The sequence below is a fragment of the Pseudomonas sp. GW821-FHT07G10 genome, from assembly GCF_059418545.1.
Genome location: NZ_JBWKQB010000016.1, coordinates 109,158 through 128,605, shown reverse-complemented (window position 1 = coordinate 128,605; position 19,448 = coordinate 109,158). Strand labels below are relative to the sequence as shown.

At 59.7% G+C, this 19,448-nt stretch carries 16 protein-coding genes; 5 read left to right on the top strand and 11 right to left on the bottom strand.

Annotation, left to right across the window (positions count from 1 at the left end):
- The first annotated feature begins 508 nt into the window (after nucleotides 1–508).
- The 3 genes from AC07O1_RS18490 to osmE all read left to right on the top strand — a co-directional run bounded on the left by AC07O1_RS18490 (nucleotide 509) and on the right by osmE (nucleotide 2,258).
- Complete coding sequence (locus AC07O1_RS18490) at nucleotides 509–1,162, top strand: type 1 glutamine amidotransferase (protein WP_495089662.1); 654 nt, start codon at nucleotides 509–511, stop codon at nucleotides 1,160–1,162.
- Between the two features lie 141 nt (nucleotides 1,163–1,303).
- On the top strand, nucleotides 1,304–1,816 hold the full coding sequence (locus AC07O1_RS18485) for a DUF3016 domain-containing protein (RefSeq protein ID WP_494992199.1): 513 nt from the start codon (nucleotides 1,304–1,306) through the stop codon (nucleotides 1,814–1,816).
- A gap of 88 nt (nucleotides 1,817–1,904) precedes the next feature.
- Entirely contained in the window at nucleotides 1,905–2,258 is a 354-nt protein-coding gene (gene osmE / locus AC07O1_RS18480) for an osmotically-inducible lipoprotein OsmE (protein ID WP_495089661.1), read from the top strand.
- A gap of 59 nt (nucleotides 2,259–2,317) precedes the next feature.
- Here osmE and AC07O1_RS18475 read toward each other — a convergent pair whose 3' ends face one another.
- Together AC07O1_RS18475 and AC07O1_RS18470 are read right to left on the bottom strand one after the other, a co-directional pair.
- Nucleotides 2,318–3,148, bottom strand: a complete 831-nt coding sequence (locus tag AC07O1_RS18475; RefSeq protein WP_495089660.1) for an arylamine N-acetyltransferase family protein — start codon at nucleotides 3,146–3,148, stop codon at nucleotides 2,318–2,320.
- Between the two features lie 199 nt (nucleotides 3,149–3,347).
- Nucleotides 3,348–4,118, bottom strand: a complete 771-nt coding sequence (locus tag AC07O1_RS18470; RefSeq protein WP_495089659.1) for a phytanoyl-CoA dioxygenase family protein — start codon at nucleotides 4,116–4,118, stop codon at nucleotides 3,348–3,350.
- Nucleotides 4,119–4,396: 278 nt separating this feature from the next.
- On the opposite strand from AC07O1_RS18470, the gene AC07O1_RS18465 reads away from it, so the two are divergent.
- Nucleotides 4,397–5,059, top strand: coding sequence for a methyltransferase family protein (locus tag AC07O1_RS18465; protein WP_494992203.1), 663 nt, complete (start codon nucleotides 4,397–4,399; stop codon nucleotides 5,057–5,059).
- A gap of 73 nt (nucleotides 5,060–5,132) precedes the next feature.
- Here the strand turns inward: AC07O1_RS18465 and AC07O1_RS18460 are convergent, their stop codons facing one another.
- The 8 genes from AC07O1_RS18460 to AC07O1_RS18425 form a co-directional block, all read right to left on the bottom strand.
- A complete protein-coding gene (locus tag AC07O1_RS18460; RefSeq protein ID WP_495089658.1) occupies nucleotides 5,133–7,409 on the bottom strand; it encodes a TonB-dependent receptor in 2,277 nt (758 codons plus the stop codon).
- 163 nt (nucleotides 7,410–7,572) lie between these two features.
- Nucleotides 7,573–8,565 (bottom strand): siderophore ABC transporter substrate-binding protein, encoded by a 993-nt coding sequence (locus AC07O1_RS18455; protein ID WP_495089657.1) that lies wholly within the window; start codon nucleotides 8,563–8,565, stop codon nucleotides 7,573–7,575.
- Nucleotides 8,562–9,344: an iron ABC transporter ATP-binding protein gene (locus AC07O1_RS18450; protein ID WP_495089656.1), complete on the bottom strand. Its 783-nt coding sequence runs from the start codon at nucleotides 9,342–9,344 to the stop codon at nucleotides 8,562–8,564. Before AC07O1_RS18450 ends, AC07O1_RS18455 begins: the two co-directional genes overlap by 4 nt.
- Nucleotides 9,341–10,291, bottom strand: coding sequence for an iron chelate uptake ABC transporter family permease subunit (locus AC07O1_RS18445; protein WP_495089655.1), 951 nt, complete (start codon nucleotides 10,289–10,291; stop codon nucleotides 9,341–9,343). Before AC07O1_RS18445 ends, AC07O1_RS18450 begins: the two co-directional genes overlap by 4 nt.
- On the bottom strand, nucleotides 10,288–11,232 hold the full coding sequence (locus AC07O1_RS18440) for an ABC transporter permease (protein WP_495089654.1): 945 nt from the start codon (nucleotides 11,230–11,232) through the stop codon (nucleotides 10,288–10,290). The genes AC07O1_RS18445 and AC07O1_RS18440 overlap by 4 nt, the downstream gene beginning before the upstream one ends.
- Nucleotides 11,229–12,998, bottom strand: a complete 1,770-nt coding sequence (locus AC07O1_RS18435; protein WP_495089653.1) for an ABC transporter ATP-binding protein — start codon at nucleotides 12,996–12,998, stop codon at nucleotides 11,229–11,231. The genes AC07O1_RS18440 and AC07O1_RS18435 overlap by 4 nt, the downstream gene beginning before the upstream one ends.
- A complete protein-coding gene (locus AC07O1_RS18430) occupies nucleotides 12,992–14,782 on the bottom strand; it encodes an ABC transporter ATP-binding protein (RefSeq protein WP_495089652.1) in 1,791 nt (596 codons plus the stop codon). The genes AC07O1_RS18435 and AC07O1_RS18430 overlap by 7 nt, the downstream gene beginning before the upstream one ends.
- A 162-nt stretch (nucleotides 14,783–14,944) precedes the next feature.
- The gene (locus AC07O1_RS18425) at nucleotides 14,945–15,463 is read right to left on the bottom strand and encodes a sigma-70 family RNA polymerase sigma factor (protein ID WP_495089651.1); all 519 of its coding nucleotides are present in this window, start codon (nucleotides 15,461–15,463) and stop codon (nucleotides 14,945–14,947) included.
- 361 nt (nucleotides 15,464–15,824) lie between these two features.
- On the opposite strand from AC07O1_RS18425, the gene AC07O1_RS18420 reads away from it, so the two are divergent.
- Nucleotides 15,825–18,026 carry a condensation domain-containing protein gene (locus tag AC07O1_RS18420; RefSeq protein ID WP_495089650.1) on the top strand — a complete coding sequence of 734 codons (2,202 nt, stop codon included), beginning with the start codon at nucleotides 15,825–15,827 and terminating at the stop codon, nucleotides 18,024–18,026.
- A 96-nt stretch (nucleotides 18,027–18,122) separates the two neighbouring features.
- On the opposite strand, the gene basC is transcribed toward AC07O1_RS18420, so the two are convergent.
- Nucleotides 18,123–19,442 (bottom strand): putative histamine N-monooxygenase, encoded by a 1,320-nt coding sequence (gene basC, locus AC07O1_RS18415; RefSeq protein ID WP_495089649.1) that lies wholly within the window; start codon nucleotides 19,440–19,442, stop codon nucleotides 18,123–18,125.
- Nucleotides 19,443–19,448 lie beyond the last annotated feature (6 nt).

Sequence of the window (19,448 nt, the reverse complement as noted above, 5' to 3'; positions counted from 1 at the left end):
CTTCGGCGCCAGCAGCCCATATCCTGCGTTGCTGTTCCTCGCCATAGCGGGCTATGACTCGTCACAGCGCCTTGGCTATGGGCCGCCGGCATCCGAATTTGAGCTAACGAACTAGCCACACAGGCCACTAGGAGATCGTAGCCTTCGGCAGCTCCTTTGGGGCGCGACTCACAGCACATGGAAAAGGTGGCAGCCGCGTTAACGATTGCCACCTTTTTTTGATCGGGGAGATTACTCGCCGATTACGTCGAACCTGGAGTACTTGTATCGAGGTTGACCGCATCGGCCATGGCGGACAGGGACAACACCGACAGAGCCGGAGCACCGAACAGTGCTAGCTTCTTCATCTGTAGTTCCTGGTGCGCAGGTTCTTATCAGGACTTTTCGATTGGCAAACATCGAAGTGACCGGCAGTCTAGAAAAGCGCAATCAGCGCAAATTGTGCCGATACGGCAATTAGATATAAAAAAATAACGTTCGTATCACCGACTGAAACTGAGGAGTTGCCGTGTCGAACAATCCGACTTCATTGAGCCTGATCCAGCACCATCCCGCCGAGGGCCCCGGCGCTATTGCCCAGTGGGCCGAGGCTCGCGGGCTGACGCTGAACATCTATCGCGCCGACCTCGGCGAGCTGCCGCCCATCAGCGCCGCACCGGTGATTATTTTGGGTGGGCCATACGAGTCCAACGCCGGGCCGCAATGGCTGGCCGAGGAACGCAAATGGTTGGCCGCAAGCCTCGCCCAGGACGCGCCAGTGTTCGCGATTTGCCTTGGCGCGCAACTGCTGGCGCGGGGTCTTGGCGCAGATGTGCGGCGGATGGCCGATACCGAGACGGGCTGGACCGAAGTGACCTTTGCCGATGGCAGGGTGTTGAAGGTGCTGGAATGGCATGAGGATGCGATCGATCTGCCTCCAGACGCTCGCTTGCTGGCCAGCAGTGCCCGGTGCGCGCAGCAAATGTACTCGGTCGGTCCGACGCGAGTGGGTTTGCAGTTTCATCCAGAGTGGAACAGTGAGTCGGTTGCGGCACTCAACGCCCACTTCGCCGAGGAATCGCCCCTGCCCCGCGATCAGGATGACAGCGACGCCTACGAACAGGTTTTCGACTGGCTGCAGGAGACGCTGGATGGCTGGTGGGCGGCTCAGCAGTTCTGCTGATCGCTGAAAAGCCGTGAGCTTGAGCGGTGGTTGACTGAAAAGCGCCAAAGCCGACCGTCGCTGAAGTTGCCGAATACCTTGCGGGGCGTAAAATTGTTACAAGGTGGCGGCCCTCGCTGAAGCCGCGCCAGGAGGTGTGTTATGCGCGTCACAGGCGCTTGCACCGCGGTCCTGCTGATGCTGATGAGCAGCATGGCGCAATCGCTCGCCGCAGCGACCTCGGTCGAGGTCAGCTTCAAGAATCCCGAGACGTTCCGTGATGCCAGCCTCAACGTTGCAGGCTATGAGCGCGGCGCCGACGATTTCGTCATGAAAGAGTTGCGCAGCTATTTTGAACAGCTCGGCAAACGCTATCTGCAATCGGGCCAAGTGCTGCAGATCGAAGTCCGCGACATTGATCTGGCCGGTCGCTATGAACTCTGGAATACCTATTCCAGTAATGTGCGCTTTATGCGCGACATTACCTGGCCATCCATGCAACTGCATTACGTACTCAAGCAAAACGACCAGACGCTTCGCCAGGCCGATGCCCATCTAAGCGACAAGTTCTACCTACAGCGTCCCGGCCGCGCCACCAGCAGTGACCGGCTCTACGCTGAAAAAGCCATGATCGCAGACTGGTTTCGCACTCAGTTCAAGCAGCCAGGGTCTTAGCGGTCTACATTAATAATCCATACCCCGCTCGCCCAAACCTTGATGTGCAAAGGCGTTGGGCGCACCAGGCAAACGTGGGAGCCCGGTCATGTCCAATCGTCTACTCGCGACCTTTTTTGTACTGGCAGCATTGGCGGCTTGCGCCCCCCCGCAAGAGCAGATTTTCCGGGACCAGCCGTTGGTCGCGCGGGTCAAGGAAGGCATGAGCAAACAGCAGGTCCTCGACATCGGGGGGCAGCCTGCATCGGTGAGCAAGCGCACGGTAAACCCCGGGGCCTGCCTCGACTACCTGCTCATTCAGGGCGGACAGCAACAGACCTACCACATCAGCCTCGATGCAACCGGCAAAGTGGACCACAAGGGTTTTATCAGCTGCGCCGGTCGGGAAAGCCTGGAACAGGCTGCCAAAGAACGCTCCGAGCACAGTGGCGGGGGCTATTGACCCGGTAAGGCCGTGGCGCGCGGAGGTTTCAATCAGGCATTCGCTGGTCGATCCCGGAGTTATACGGTCTGGGTGATTAACCGCGCGATGATCTGCTTGAGCTCAGGATGTTGCGGAACACGTATCCCGAACTCGCCTTGTAGCAGCTCGATGATCTCATCGGCGTTAGTGAGCTGCCGTCGTTCACTCTCACACCCCATACGATGGAGGGCATAACTGCCATTGTTCAGCGTACGGCGCAGCCCTTCCCCCGTCCTCGCCACCACCAACTGCCCAAGAAACGGCGAGTCCTTATGAGTCGAAACGTACCAGTTACCCACCTCGTAATCGATCGCTGACTGCGCTTGCAGATCAAATACATAGAGGGCACGCCAGTCGCCGGCGACCTTCGCACGCAGGGTATAACTGCCTTCATGGTGCGTTATGCGGTACGGCTCATGGGGTGTTGCCTGCTCTTGTTCAGTGTCCAGTCGAAGTGGCGTCGTGGGCACCATGCCGCCGAAACCGACGTCCGAGATATAACGGGTTCCGTCCAGCGTCAACAAACTCAAGCGATGAGTGCGGGCAGTCAAAGCGTCTTCAGGACCGCCCATCACCACGCGTCCGGTAATGCCTCTGGCCTGGAATCCAAGCTGTTGAAGCAACGCCAGGAACAGGTTGTTGAGTTCGTAGCAATATCCTCCACGCCCCTCGTGCAGGACTTTGCGTTCCACCGACGCAAGATCGATTGGAACCGGAACCCGCAACATCGTAGAAAGCGTTTCAAAGGGAAAAACGCTGGTGTGGCGCAACTGAAGCTCGCGCAGTGTTTCCAGCGTCGGTGGCGGTGGCGCGTCGTAGCCCAGGCGTTGCAGGTACAAATCAACGTGGGTCAGTTGTGGTTGGCTCATGACTCAGTCCTTATGCATGGGGTCTCATGGACAGCGCTCATCATCCGATCAGCTTCTGATGGATGGAGAGCGACCTGTCGATGCGCGCCAGGTATAAGCCATAAGTGCGCAGGGCCGACAATTGATTTATCCAATCACCTCGAAAACCAGAGCAATCCTTCACCCGCGACTCAACGCCGCCTTCGCGATGCCAAACAGTTCAGTCGTATTCGGCTTCCTGGTGCTCTCCCAGCAGGCGCAGTTGTCGCGGCGTGGCGGCGGCCAGCACGGCAGGGTTGAAGCGCCACTGCAGGTATGGCGCGAACTTCTGCGCCACCATTCGCCTGCCGTAGTGCACCTGTAACAGGTAACGGGTGCGGTCTGGCGTGCGGTTACTGCTGCCGGCGTGCCACAGTTCACTGCGAAACATCAGCACATCGCCAGCCCGGCACAGCACTGGCTGAGCCGGGCGGCCCTGCCACTGGCTCTCGCCGGCGATAGGCGGTCGTCCGGCCCGGTGGCTGCCGGGGATCACCAGGGTGGGACAGAGATCGGCGTCGATATCGTCGAGGTAAAGGTGCGCAGTGCAGATCTGCATCGGCAACTTGAATGCGGGATCGGCCAGCAGACTTTGTGGCAGTTCCATCACCAGATAGTCCAGATGCAGCGCGGCACCAACGAAGCCCGGATGGCAGCGCCAGGCGGTCTGGCCGATCACGTGGCAATCGGCACCAAGGGCCATTTCGGCCAGCTCGATAATTGCCGGCAAGTCGAGAAACGGCAGCCACAGCGGATCACGATTGAACACGCATTTGTAGTGTTCGAGCAGGCCGCTGTAGTCCCAGTGCTGTGGCTTCAGGCGGTCAATGGCATTGCGCAGGGTTTCGATCCGCGCGCTATCGAGCACCCCTGGCAGCAGGACGAAACCTTCCCTTTGCAGAGCCCGCAGACGGTTGGCGGTCAGGCGTGGCGAACGTTCGGTGGTAGCCATGGCATGCACCCCGGCAAGCGCGGATGACTCCAGACATACTTGCACGGTGCGCGGTGTTTGGCCACGCAAGGGTATTTGAACCTGACGTCGTGTGAATATGGATGGCGGCAGGTTACACGGGCGATCCGCCTGAGAATGGCTCTCGTCTGCAGATCAACCGGGTTCGTTCCCTAGGATATACTTGAACAGTCATTACCCTCGATGCGAAGCGCAATCGTGTTCAATGCCCCCGCGTAGCGCCGCAGCCAGGAAATAGATAAACAGCAAGCGAGCTCAGGATGACGACGCCCACGCTTAGATTAACCACCGTCACACTCGTCGGAACCCTGGCCTACCTGGGACTGGCCATTCTCGGCGAAGGAGGATTTGCCGCGTTCTTTGCACACGGGGCCTTGACCGCTCTTACCCTGGTACTTTTCGTCCTCTATGTTACGGGGCTTTTTTCCGAAGGAAATCTCAGTTCCGGAGAGTACGAAGATCGCTCCAACCGCTGGGTCATTGTCGTCATTTCGCTGATCGGATTGCTGAGCGCCTATCTACCGGCCTATACCGATCGCCAGGACCTATGGACGTTGGGCGCAGAGACAATGCGCTGGTTTGGCGTCTTACTCTTCGCCGTCGGTGGAGCGCTACGACTCTGGCCGGTATTCATACTGGGTCGACGCTTCAGCGGGCTGGTCGCCATCCAGCCGGGGCATCAGTTGGTCACCGATGGCGTGTACAGCGTCATTCGCCATCCCAGCTACCTCGGTTTTCTCATCAATTCGCTGGGATGGGCGCTGGCATTTCGCTCCGTCATCGGCGTGCTGCTCACCGCGCTGATGCTCCTGCCGCTCATCGCGCGCATACGCGCCGAAGAAGCGATGTTGAGCAGGCACTTCGGCGACGAGTACGCGGCCTATCGTGCCCGCACGTCGCGGCTGATTCCCGGAATCTATTAAGGCAATCCCCCGCCCTGTCCCTGATAACAGCGGCGAATTCCGTGAAGAACCTTTGCTTGGGCTTGATAGACCGTCAGAAATCCACCGTACCCGAGAGCAGCAACGTGCGTGGCGCGCCCAAACCACCGGAGAGGCCGCTGCCATCACCGCCACTCCAGGAGCCGAGCCAGTACGCCTTGTTGGCGACGTTCTCGACGGTAGCGCGCAACGTCACCGGCTTGGACTCCACCTTGAAGGCATAACGGGCACCGAGATCGAACGTGGTGTAGGGCGACAGCGACACACGATGATCGTTGGTGGCGAATTGCTTGCCCGTATGGTTGACGTTACCGGTCAGGGTCAGCCCGGGAACATTGATGAGGTCGTATTCGCTGCCCAGCTTGGCGATCACCTTGGGCACGCCCGTGACTTGTTTACCTTCGGTGCTGCTATTGACCGCCTTGGTCAGCTCCGCCTGGGTATAGGAAGCCCCGCCCATGAGGCGCAGTCTCGGTTGCAGCTCACCGAAGAAGGACCATTCCACGCCACGGTTACGCTGTTCACCGTAGACGCCGAAGATATTCGTATCAGGATTGGTAAAGGCGCTGGGTTTCTCGATCTGGAACAGGCTAACGATTGTGGCGAAACTGCCCAGGTCCATTTTGGTACCGACTTCGTATTGCCTGGTCTGGAACGGTTGCATCATTTCGCCGGCGTTCAACGCGGTGGCAGGTGCCGCAGTTCCTTGACTCAAACCTTCGATGTAGTTGGCGTAGACCGCGACTTCGTCAGTCACCTTGACTATCAACGCGGTGGCGGGTGAAACACGGCTTTCGTCGTACTTCGAGGTCTTGGCGCCCGTAGCCCCGAAGTTAGTGCTTTGCACGTTCTGGCGGCGCGCCCCCAGCGTCCACTGCACACGACCCTCGACAAAGGACAGGGTATCGGCAATGGCGTAACTGCCTAACTCGGCCTTGGTTTGCGACGTGGTAGCGCCAAAGCCGCTGAGATTCGGAGGGGCTCCGAAATCCAGATTGTTATAGTTGGTGGTGCCGGCAATCGGGAACCTGCCATCCTTGAAGCTGTTGTCTGAGGTGAAACGGGTCGCAGCTACCGTCCAGGCGTGATCCACAGGACCAGTCTGGAAGTAGCCCTTCAGGCCGACCTCAGCCGATTTTTGCGTGCCATCCCTAATTGAGCGAATCGCCGTAGCACTGATGTCACCGGCGTTATTGAGCAGCGTATCCATCGTCATCAAGGCGTTATAGCCGCCATCGCGCTGCCCCCATGCCCCATAGGCAGTGATCGAATCAGTCAGATCGTACTCACCCCTGACCATCGCGGTTGTGGTGTTGTTGATGGTGTAGGCCCAATCCGGCGCCAGCGAATTATCGCCTTTCTTGGGGCTCGGCAAGTGTGTCACGCCACTGGCAATGGTGCTGATACCGAAGTAGTTGACGCCATCCATGCGCTCACGTTGTTTGTAAAGATCGGCCGACAGGCGAGTGCGCTCACCCCGCCAATCCAGCCCGAGGGCGGACAGCGCCATTTTGTGCTGCTGGTCGTCCACCGCCGTATCACCATCACGGTAAACACCGTTGAAGCGCACACCAAACTGCTTCTGATCACCGAAGCGTTGACCCACGTCCGCATGCACGCCGCCCAGGCCACGGGATTCATATGTGGTGGTCAGACGTGCCAGCGGTTCATCGCCTGCACGCTTGGGTACCAGGTTGATGCTGCCTCCCACGGTACCGCTCGGTGGCATGCCGTTGAGCAGCGCGGAGGGGCCTTTGAGCACCTCCACACGCTCGGCCAGTTCGGTGGAACCGCGCATGTTCGGCGCCATGCCAACCAGCCCGTTGAAGGTGATGTCATCGGCCGTGCTGTTAAAGCCGCGAATGAAGAAGGTTTCAAAGTTGCTGCGCTTGCTGGGCACGTACACCGAAGGGTCGGTCGCGCCGATTACCGACCCGATATCCTGCGCCTGGCGGTTCTGAATGAACTCGTCCGTATAGCTGATCGTATTGAACGGCGTCTCCATGAAATCCTTGTTGCCCAACAGCCCGACGCGGCTGCCGGAGGCGACCTGCCCTCCCGCATAAGCCGGTGGTAGATCCCCGGCGAAGTCCATACTGCCCTCCACCATCGTTTCAGGCAGTACCAGGCTACCTTCGCCAGTGCCCTTCCGGGCCTGCGTCGACTGCTCAGGGGTTTGCGCAGCGACCACTGCCATGGAAGCTCCGGTCAGGCCCAGCAGCAGCGCCATCTGTACGGCAGTGAATGTGCGATTCAAGGTAAACGAAAATGGGCGTTGCGCAGCCTGCTGTGAATCAGGGGTGGCGCGATGTAGGCGACAGCGTTCCGACATGCTGGGTTCCTTACGATTCGGAGTGTTGGAATGTATTCACTAGGTTTTCCGAACCAGAACGCGAAACCCTCAATGATAATTATTAGCATTAGTGCATTTTTTACAAAAAAGGGCCGGTACCTAAATGGCACCAGCCCTTTGTGCTACAGGTACGAGTACCGGATCAGCCCTTGTAGCCCTGAACCACCTCGTCAGCCATGTGATTCAGGCAGGTCACGCTGGCGGTACACAGGTACCAGGTCTGGGCATCGACGAAGATCACATGACCGTTATTCCAGGCCTTGGTCTTGCGCAACAGCGGGTTATCCAGACTGTTGATATCCAGCGCCGGGCGATGCTCCATCACCGCGGTGCGGTCGATCACATAGAGGATGTCGGGATCGGCCTGCTGGATAAACTCATTGGAAATCGGCTGGCCATGCAAGCCGGCCTCGATGTCGGTGCTGGCCGGTTTCACGCCCAGGGTGTCGAAGATGAACCCGTAGCGGGACTTCACGCCATAGGAGGTGAAGGCACCATTGTTATGCAGCACGATCAGCGCTTTCTCGGGGCGTCCCTCGGTGACGCGCCGGGTCTGTTCCACCTTGGCGTCCATTTCGGCGACTTTCTGCCGGGCCAACTCCTCCTTGCCGAGGATGCGCCCCAAGGTGGTCAAGTGCTCCTTGGCCGTGTTGATGAGATTGCCCTGCTTGTTGGTCAGGTCCACATCGTCATAGACGGTCGGAGCGATCTGGCTCAACTCCCGGTAACTTTGCGCCTGGAGTGGAGAGATCAGAATCAGGTCGGGCTTGAGGGCATGCAGCCGTTCAAGATTGGGTTGAATCGTCGACCCCACATCCATGATGTTCGGGTCGTTCCGGTACTTGACGAGGAAGCTGGCGACATAATCCTTGGCGATACCCACCACAGGCGCGCCCAACTGATCGAGTGTATCGAGCTCACTCATATCGAAGGCCACCACGCGCTCGGGGAGCTTGGTGATCAGGGTTGTACCCAGCGGATGCTCGATCTTGACCGGCTCGTAGTGCGCCTGCGCTGCCTGCGCAGCGGGTGGCCGAGAGGCCTCTGCCGACGGTTTATCGCATCCCTGCAGACCAGTTGCCACGGCAACCGCCAGTAGCATCCCACAGATTCTTTTTGCGTTATCAGCGCTCATATCAGTTCCCTTGACGGTGATGGGTTGAAGTAGTTGCAGACGAACCCCTGCTCGCTCTGCAGGATCTCGAAATCCAGTTCGTAAAGATCGCGCAGGCGCGTTTGGGTGACGACCTCCGCGACCGGGCCACGGCAGTGCACCGCACCGTTTTTCATGGCAACGACATGATCGGAATAGTTGGCGGCAAAGTTGATGTCATGCACCACCAGGATCACCGTGCGGCCCTGTTCGTCGCACAAGCGGCGCAGGGCGCGCATGATCTGTACGGCGTGCTTCATGTCGAGATTGTTGAGCGGCTCGTCCAGCAGCAGGTAATCCGTTTGCTGGGCAATGGTCATCGCCAGGAAGGCCATCTGCCGCTGTCCGCCGCTGAGCTCGTCAATGTAAGCGTGGCGTAGCGGTTGCAGCGACAGGAACTCGATGGCCTCGTCGATGGCCTGACGATCCTCGGCGGTGAGGGCCCCGCGGCTGTAGGGGAAGCGCCCGAAGGCCACCAGTTCCTCAACGGTCAGACGCAGGTTGAAGTCCGGAGACTGGCGCAAGGTGGCGACACGCTTGGCATAGTCGCGGATGGGCACAGCCGAGATGCTGCGCCCGCCAATCAGGATGTCGCCCCGGGTCGGCGCCAGCAGTCGTGCGATCAACATCAGCAACGTGGTTTTGCCCGCCCCGTTGGGGCCGATCAGCGAGGTCACCTGCCCTGGCGGGAACCGGACGCTGACGTCACTAAGGACGTGCTTGTTGCCATAGGCCTTGTAGACGTGACTGAGGGAGATCATGGGGTGCCTCGGGTTCGAACCATCAGCGCGAGGAAATACACCCCACACACCAGGTTGATGAGAATGCTGACGGAGGTGTTGTAGTTGAACATCTGCTCGACCAGGTACTGGGCGACGATGAATATGCTGATGGCGATGGCGCAGCTCATGGGCAGCGTGACCCGGTGCCGGGCGGTTCGGGCAAGCGCATAGGTGATGTTCGCAACGAACACACCCATGAACGCCGTCGGGCCGACGAGGCTGGTGGAGACCGCCACCAGAATCGCAATGAGCGCGAGCTGAAGCCGCACGCTGCGCAGGTAATCGACCCCCAGGGAAATCGCCTGGTCACGCCCCAGGGAAAGGACATCGAGCACCGGCAGGGTTCTCTGGGCGATGAAGCAGACCGCCGCCACCAGCAGGCCAGAATAGAGCACTTGCCCGGGTTGCGCCTTGTTGAAGGAGGCGTAGTTGAAGCCCTGGAAAATCGAGAATTCGCCGGGGCTGATCTTCAGCTGGATAAATTGGGTAAAAGTGCCCATCACCATGCTCAGCACCAGCCCCAGCAGGAGCAGCAGGTACACGTTGTTGCGCCCGTCACGAAACAGCCAACGATGGATCAGCCACGAATAGCCGAGCATCAGCAGGATCGACAGCAGGACGTTGCCGTTACGCCCCAGCAGCACCAGGCTCTGGGTGCCCAGCACCAGGATCAGCAGCGCCTGGAACAGCAGGTAGATCGCCTCATAACCCATGATCGCCGGCGTCAGTATCCGGTTGCCGGCGATGGTCTGGAAAATCACCGAAGAAAAGGCAATGCAGACCCCGGCAATACACATCGCGGCCAACCGGGTGAGTCGCTTGGGAATGACGTAGTCGAAGTCAAAGCCGGACCCCAGCAACAGGAACGCGATCGCCAAGGCCAGGACCAGCACCCAGATGCCATAGCGGGTAGCCATGCCCTTCATGTGTATTTCCTGATCAGCAGCACGAGGAACAGCACACCGCCTACGCTCCCCGCGGTCAGGCCGATGGGCACTTCAAAGGGATAGATCAGCAGGCGGCCGAGGATGTCGCAGGCCAACAACAGCGACGCGCCGCACAACGCGACGATGGGCAATGTTCGCTCCAGGTTCTCGCCGTAGTGCAGCGCCACCAGGTTGGGAATCACCAGCCCGACAAAGGGGATAGCCCCCACGGTAATGACCGTGGCGCAGACAGTGACCGCCACCAGCATCAGCCCCAGTGCCGCGTTGGCCGCGTAGTTCAAGCCCAGGCTGCTGGCCATGCCCTCGCCCATGCCGAGCACGGTAAACCGATGCGCGAACATATAGGTGAGCACGACGATTGGCAGGATCAGGTAGATGATCTCGTAATTGCCCTGGACGATCTTGGAGAAGTCACCGAGCAGCCAGCCCTGCATGCTCTGCAAGATGTTGTGGCGGTAGGCGTAGAACTCGGCGATGGCGCTCAGTACGCTGCCATACATCAGGCCCACGACCGGAACCATCACCGTGTTCTTGAACTTGATGCGGCGGATGATCGCGACATAGAGCAGGCTCGCGGCAAAGCAGAACGCCAGGGCAAACAGCATCCTGTCGGCGGCACCCGCGGCAGGGGCCACCGTCAGTGAAATCAGAATGCCCAGCTTTGCCGCATCCAGCCCGCCGGAGGTGGCCGGCTCGACGAACCGGTTGCGCACGATCTGCTGCAGGATGACGCCGCAGACGGCCAGCCCCACCCCGGTCAGCACCAAGGCCGCCAGACGCGGAAGGCGGCTGGCGGTCAGGGTCAGCCAGGCATCGCCGGTGAACGTGAAAAGCCCTGTCCAGGAGACCTGTTTGACCCCCACCATCAAGGAGAGGCCACAGAGCACGACAAACAGGATCAATAAAGCTGCACGACTCAAGAACCGCCCTCACTGTCAGACGCCCCGGCAATCCGCCAGCCCTTCGCGGCCCGGCGCTGGGCGAGAAAGTGCGCGTAGAGCCCTTGCTTGGCACTCAACTGCGAGTGGGAGCCTTGCTCGCTGATCTGGCCGTTATCGAGCACCAGGATCTGGTCGGCCATGGCCACCGTCGAGAGCTGGTGCGCAATGACGATCAACGTGCGGGTGCCACGCAAGCGTGCCAGCGCCTCGGCGATGGCGGCCTGATTCTCGGCGTCGAGCGCTGCGGTGGCCTCATCGACCAACAGAATCGGCGCATCTTTGATCAGCGCACGGGCGATGGAAATCCGCTGACGCTCACCACCGGAAAGGCGCGCACCGCCCTCGCCCACGGGTGTATCCAGGCCTTGGGGCAGACGCTCGATGATTTCCACGACGCCGGCCTGCCTCGCCGCTTCCATCACCTGGACATCGCTGGCATCGGGTTTGCCGATGCGGATGTTGTCGGCGATGCTGCCCTGGAACAGGTAGGCGTCCTGGAAGATCTGGCTGATCTGACCGGCCAGTTGCTCACTGGACATCTGCCGGACATCCACACCGCCCACCATCACGCTGCCCTGACTCACATCGAAGAAACGCGCAATCAGCCGCACCAGGGTGGTCTTGCCCGAGCCGGAAGCACCGACCAGGGCGGTCATGCTACCCGGCTCGATACGCAGGCTGACATTGCGCAGTACATCGGCCTGATCCTCGGCGTAGCGCAAGCTCACGTCGCGCAGCTCGACGGATCCATCGACCGGCGCTTGTGGCGCCTGCGACTCCGGCAAGGGCCCGACCGCAAAGATCTCACGCACCGCCTCAAGCTGGCCGCGCGCGCCCCGCAGAACCTCGCTATACCCTGCCACGTCCAACAGCGGATCGATGAAGCGGCTGACCAGCAGCAACGACACGATGACGGCGATGACCGAACCCGCCTCCAGGCTTTCACCCAACTGATCACCGAGCCATAGCGCGGCGGCCACCAGTAAGGCCGCGAAGCCGGCCTGTACGGCCCAGGCATTGAAGACCACCGACATCGCCGAGACATGAATCAGCCGCCTCGCGGACTGCTGCTGCCGCCCGATCGCCTGCTCGAGGAACTGCGTACCACCGTCCTCACCGTTGAAGGCGCGCAGCACCGATTGAGCCTGGGCGAACTCGACCATGCGCTGGCTGGTATGGGCGGCGTTGTGCTGGAAGCTTTGGTCGGCACGCTGGCCCAGGCGAGCGGTCAGCACAAAGACACCGAACAGGATCGGCAGCGTCACCAGCGCGATCAAGCCCATTTGCCCGTTCAATGCGAACAGCGCAACGAGGATCACCACGGGCGTGACCACGCCAGTGATCAGCGGCGTGAATACGTGGGCGGGAAGCTGGGCCATTTCCATCATGCCCTGGGAAGCAACATGGCTCAGCCGCGCGGTGTTTTGTGCTGTGAACCAGCCAACCGGCAGACGCGCCACATGGTCGCCGAGTCGATGACGGCCCCGCTGGAGAACGGCGATGCCTACACGGATACCGGCCTTCTCCACGGTGCGCCGCAGCGCCCAGCAGACCACCACGCCGATCAACAGCACGATCAGCCATTGCCCCGCTGCACGCACATCGCCGCCCAGCAGGCTGGTGAGCACCGGCACCAGAGTGACAATCGTCAGTCCGCAGAGCAGGCCGTAGAACAGTGCCATCCAGATATAGCGGCGTAATACCGGGGCGTCTTCGCCCAGCAGTTGAATAAAGGTTTTCAGCATGACGACACCGCCTGTTCCCTGGCCTGTACGTAGCCACCCAGCGCCCACAATCGGGCGTAGTGGCCTTTGCGTGCGAGCAACTCGTGGTGACGTCCCTGCTCGCAGATCGTGCCGTTGTCGATCAGGATGATCTGGTCGGCGTGCATCACCGTATCGAGCCGGTGAGCGATCACCATCAAGGTGCGACCTTGAGCGAATCGCGACAGCGCCTGCTGGAGCTTCACCTCGTTCTCGGCATCGGCTGCCGCCGTGGCTTCATCGAGCACCAGCACCGGCGGATCCAGCAACACGGCGCGGGCAATACTCACACGCTGCAACTCGCCGCCGGAGAGCTGCACATCTTCTCCGATCACCGAGTCGTAGCCCCTCGGCAAAGCGAGGATGCGCTCGTGAATGTTCGCCATGCGCGCAGCGTCTTCGATGTCCTGCTGGCTGGCCGAGGGCCGGCCCAAGGCGATGTTGTCGCGCAGGCTGGCATGGATGAGGCGTACTTCCTGCAGCACGAAGCCGATGCGCCGGTACAACTGCGCGCTTTCGATTTGCCTGAGGTCGACGCCGCCCAGGGTGATACGCCCTTCACTCGGGTCGAAGAAGCGCAGCAGCAGGCGCGCCAGGGTCGACTTGCCGGAGCCGGAAGCACCGACGATCGCCGTCACAGTGCCGGGCTTGAGGGTGAAGCTGAGGTTCTTGAGCACCGGGTTCTGCCCATCGTAGGTATAGCCGAGTTGCTCGACACGAATTTCGGCATTTTCAGGTAACGTCGGCGAGTCGCTCGCCAAGGTTTCCAGCACGGGTGTTTCCACCAGCGTATGGACGCGCCGGGCAGCGCCGGTGGCATTGTTCAGGTCGTGGGTGATGTAGCTCAACAGCAACAGTGGCGCACAAATACCCGGCGCCACCAGGGCGAAGGGCAATAGCTCTACCGGAGTGATCCAGCCCAGGCTCACGAACAAGGTGCCAAAGGCCAACACCACCCCGAGTACCGCCACCGGGGCGATCATCGCGTGGGCATTGGCCATCGCGCTGACCAGAGGCCGGGTGAACTCGGTGAACGCGTCAGCGAAGGCATCGACCGCCTCGCGGTAGCTGCCATGGGCCTTGCCCTCGACGCCGAAGGCCTTGACCACGGGAATGCCGTTGACGAACTCAACCACCGCGTTGTTGATGCGCGCCATGCCGGCGCCGAATGACTGCATGTTCGCCCCGCTGGCTTTGGTTGCCCTGGAGAAGAACAGGAAAAACAGCGGGAATGGCAGGAGCGAGACAATTGCCATGCGCCAGTCCATGGCGAACAAGTAGAGGATCGAGATGAGAATCGCGCCGATGGTGCGGCCCAGCGTCGTAAAGAAATGCGCGGTCAGGCTGTGCAGCGTGCCGATGTCATCCTGCATCGCCTGCTTGACCTCGCCCGACGCCCGGCTGGTAAACCAGCCCAGCGGCACCTTGGCCAGCCGCCGGGTAATCGCCAGGCGCAAATGGCCGGTAATGTGATTGTCGGCCAGGTGCGCGACCAGTTCGCCCGCCGAGATCAGCGTCATACCCAGGAACAGGCATACCAGGCTGATGATGACGACCCGCCAGACTTGATCCTGCATCTGGCCCCAGGCCGTGGCGAGCTCGGCCTGGCCAATCGCGAACTGTGCAATATGGGCGATGCCGGCCAGGGGCACCATCGTCAGCATGGTCCCGATGGCGGCCAGTAAAGCAGCGACAATCAGTCTCCCGCGTATGGGCCTCAGTACCTGGGATACCGAGCCGGTGGTGGGTTCATCATTAACACTCATGAGCTCTCCTGAATAACAACTGCAGGCAGCCTGAAGGCATGCCTGACTTCCTTTGCGTTCGAGCGTTTTGCGCGCTGCTCACCTTGTATTCCGAACAGCAACGCAAAATCCTCAATCAAAATGCCCATTAACCTGCTGCGCAGCATGGAACCGAGAGACGGATCACGACCCGGAGCCAGGTACGAATGGGTAACAGGCTCGAAGGCCAGCGGCGACGTACTTTTCAACGGAAGACACCGACACCTTCAACTCGGCGGCAATGTCGCGGTGGCCCATGCCATGCAGCTTGCACAGCAGTAGCGCCTGGCGGGTCTTGGTTGGCTTGTTGTGCAGCGCGTCATCGATCTGAGTCAGCGTTTCAGTCACCAAGGCACGCACTTCTTCTGAAGGCGCCAGAGGTTCGGCCTGCAGCTTGAGCCCCTCCAGATGGCTGGCCTCAAGATGACGGCGGCGATACAGGTCGATCACCATCCCTTTGGCGATTTGGGTCAGATGACAGCGAGAGTCCTCGGTCGAGGGGACCCGGCCCTTCTTGATGAGATTGAGATAGACGTCGTGGGCGAGATCTGCGGCGTCGACCGGGTTACCCAGCTTGCGGCGCAACAGGCTGCACAACCAACTGTGGTGGTCGACATATAGCTTTTCAAATTGCTGCTTAAACGCGAACGCTCCGTTGTCCACGACACCTCTCCTGAGACGATGGAATCCGCGATCAGATTTTGACTAATGAGAATCAGTATGATTACTATTTGCATAGTACTGACTTCATTGAGCCCCTGCAATGCGATCGGCTGGTAGCTCCTCTTGCACAGAGGGTCCTCACACCTCAATGAGCTGACGGATCCGATCGACCGGTTCAGCCCACAGGGCCGGCGAAAAATACGCCAGGCTTCATTCACTTTAAGGATCACGCCTGGAACGACCAGGCGCACCGGGGAAGCGCTGGCAGCCCTGGGCGTTACAACAGACCGAGGATGGTTCTGTCGGCACTCGGTGCCATCTCTACTTCTTACTGTTCAGTTTGATAAGGCGGGAAATTTCCATGATGGAACTCAATCCAGATTCGTTACCGAAACTATCTGTCACGGGTGACGAAGAGCATTTCTGGCTCTTGCAGCAGCAATACCCCGAACGCATGCTCAAACACCTCTGCGCCTGGCGACTCGACGCCAATGTCGATCTTCCAAAGCTGAATCTGGCGATCAAGACCGTCATCGAAACATTGCCCGATCTGAACGCGCGCTATCAGTTCAACGACGACGGTGAATTGGACAAAGTACGCGCCAATGACTGGCAGTCTTGCGTTGAACTCATTCGCTCACACTCCGATGCCGAAGCCACCGATCAATTGCTCTCGCAGCAAGCGGCACCGTGGGACGCGAAGAGCCAACCACCGTTCAAGGCGCTGATTATTCAAACCGGGCACGACGTGATCCTGTCGTTCGTGCTCCATCAGATCCTCGACCAGACCTGCCATGAGGATGATCTATGTCGCAGGGTCCTGGACGCCTATGCAGGTCACCCGGCAAGTGCACTGCCACTCTCAGCCAGCGACACCCCCCTCCCCTGGCTTCGCCGCCAGGCGGATGAAAACGGGAAGGTTCTATCGCCAACAGCCGGTGCACCCAGGGCCCGACCAGCGGCCAACAGCAGTGAAGTCGCGACGATTATCCTCGGCGAGTTCCGTACGGCCTTGGCAGAGCCCGACATGCTGCTTACGGATGACTTCTTTGATTTTGGCGGCCATTCCCTGCTGGCCACCCGTATCATTGGCAAACTGCTGAGCAGCCATGGCATTGAAGTCCGGTTCAATGACTTTTTCAGCGCCCCGTCGGCAGCCGCCCTGGCATCGCGCGCGCACCTCATTCCTCAAAACGATGCGGCCGCTTCTTCCGCACATCTGCCGCAAGAGATTGTAAAGGCGCCTTTCGCACTGGCCCAGGCCTCCCTCGGGCGTGCCTACGTTGCCTATGCGTTCGGGACGATTTTCAACCTGCCCTTTGCGCTGGATTTCCTCGACAACGTGGATGAAGCGCTGTTCGAGCAGGCCTTTTCCGATCTGCTGAAACGTCATGCCAGCCTGCGTACAACCTTCCACTTCCAGGACAATGAGGCGTATCAGCAGATTGTGCCGATCGCGCAACTGTCCAACTACAAGTGGTTCTGGCCAAGCCATGAGAGCCTGGGTGCAACGCTGGAAAGCGAAGCCTCTTATCAGTTCGATCTGGCCCGCGAACTGCCGATCAGAATTCGCTTCATTTACGACTCGCAACGCAAGCGCCAAACCCTGTCCTTGCTCGTCCATCACATGGCCATTGATGAATGGTCGCTCAACGTCATGATGGAGGAGCTGGCCCAGGCCTACCTCGCCCGCGCGGCCGACGCAGCCCCCACCTGGGAAGCGCCTGCGCGTTCATTCCATGAGTTCGCCTTGCGAGAACAGGCCGCCGGCCTCAATCAGAAGCATCTCGACTACTGGACGAGCATGCTGCGTGATGCCACACGCGGCTTAGTGCTGCCCTCCCCTGACAACCAAGTCAGCGTGCCTGCCGCTGAGGTTTCATCGAAAGCCCAGTGGTTTGAAATCAAGCCTGACCACGGCTTGACCGATAACCTCTATGCCTTCGCCAGACAGCACAACTCCTCTCTGTTCAGCGTCGTTTACACGGCCATTGCGCTGTCCCTGCATAAACTCGGTGACTTGAAGGATCTCGTGATCGGCACGTCGGCCTCCGGCCGAACCGACCCCGAGTTTTACGAGACAGTCGGTTACTTCACCACGATGGTGGCGCACCGGGTGCAGTTCGATCCTCAGCAAGCAGTCGGTGCACTGATCGAAAACGTCACCCACCTGATCAATGACTCCATGGCCTATGCCGATGTGCCGATGGAGCTGATTCAAAACTCCTTGGGCATGACGGCTGCAGACGGCCTGCTGTTCGACGTCTACATCCAGATTCACGCCAATAACGCCTTGAATGGAGCCTTGAGCACGCCAGACGCAGGGACGATCCGCTATCGGCAGATTGACCCGGACAAGAATCAATCGATGTTCGGCATTCAATTCGAAATCATGGAAAACCTGATTGACGGCAAACGCTCACTGCGCCTGGTCGTCACTTACCGCTCGGATCGTTACAGCGCAGAACAGATGGCGCGCCTCAGCGCTACGATTGATCAGGTGTTCGCGTTGTTCGCGACTCCCGATGCCGCCGGTGTAATCCTTGATCACATCCGCGCGTAATCGTAGCGCAGCCAATCAGGGTCTTGGTAAAGCCAAAGGCTTTAACAAGACCCAGTGCATCATGCTCGAATACGAGCACCTGCCAAGCAGTGACCTCTAGGCCTCATGCATCCCGTAGCGTTGGAACGATGACCGTTTGGGCAAGCGGTAGTGCTGTCGGCCGAGCAACTGATTGGCAATCGTCGCATTGCGAATGGCAGCTATGCCCAGATCCGGAGAGCCGACGCCATGTTGGAAGATTTCCGCGTTCTGCACGAAAATACGGCCAGCGCCTTCATCGCAGCGGCGCGCAGTAAAATCCTCCTGGACGATACAGTCGCCGTGATCATCGGTTTCAAGCACGGTGCCCTTGAGCCTTTCAAACCACTGCGGCCAGACATGCCCGTAACCTGTCGCCGCGACAATGGCATCCGCTTCGAGGGTGCTTGTCTGATCCAGCTCGCGGTGCCGGTAGGCTATTCGAAGAGTGCCGCCGATATCCTCCACGGTCTCGACCTCGCAGTTGGAAAGCAGCGTCAGGCCCGGATCACTGCCGCCAATCGAGCGCTCGTAGAGTAGATCGTAGATGTCCGCAATGGTCGAAAAACTGATGCCCTTGTACAGCAGCCCCTGCCCCGCAACGATCTCCCGGCGCCGCTCCCTCGCAATACTGTGGAAATACTCCATATAGGAAGGCGTAAAACACTCCTGCCCAAGCTTCGAATACTCCATGGGGTGGAAACCCGGCGAACGTGTAATCCACCGAATCGACGCGCCCGCTGCGATCCGCTCGGGTGTCAATTCGTTAAACAATGCCAACACGCACTCCGCCGCACTCTGGCCGGAGCCTATGACCGTGACCCGCCGGCATTTCGACAGCTGCTCCTGCCGTTTGCCGAACTCCGCCGAATGCAAGACCGGCGCCGTGCTCTCGACCTGGGCCCACTGAGGCAGCAGCGGTACGGTGCCCACACCGATCGCAAGGTTCTGACTGTAGTAATGCCGCTTGAAGCCTGACACTGACTGGCTTTCAATCAGGAATCGGTCAGCGCTCGCGTCATAGCTCACATCACAGATGTCTTCGCCGAAGTGACAGGCCGGCAGCTGCTGCGACGCCCAGCGGCAGTAATGGTCATACTCGCGGCGAGGCACCTGAAAGTTTTCATAGTAATAGAACGGGTACAGGCGATCGTGGTGGTGCAGGTAGTTCAGATAACTCAGCTGATGCGTGGGGTCCGCCATCGTGACCAGGTCCGCCAGGAAGGGAACCTGGAGCGTTGTGCCGGGCAACAGAAGCCCTTCATGCCAGCGAAATTCCGACTTGCGGTCCAGGAAAATACCGGTCACGCCTGAGTGCGTAGACAGTAACGCGGCCAACCCCAGATTAAAGGGCCCTATGCCAACTCCGGCGATATCAACGTTTGGTATATCCATCATCCAATC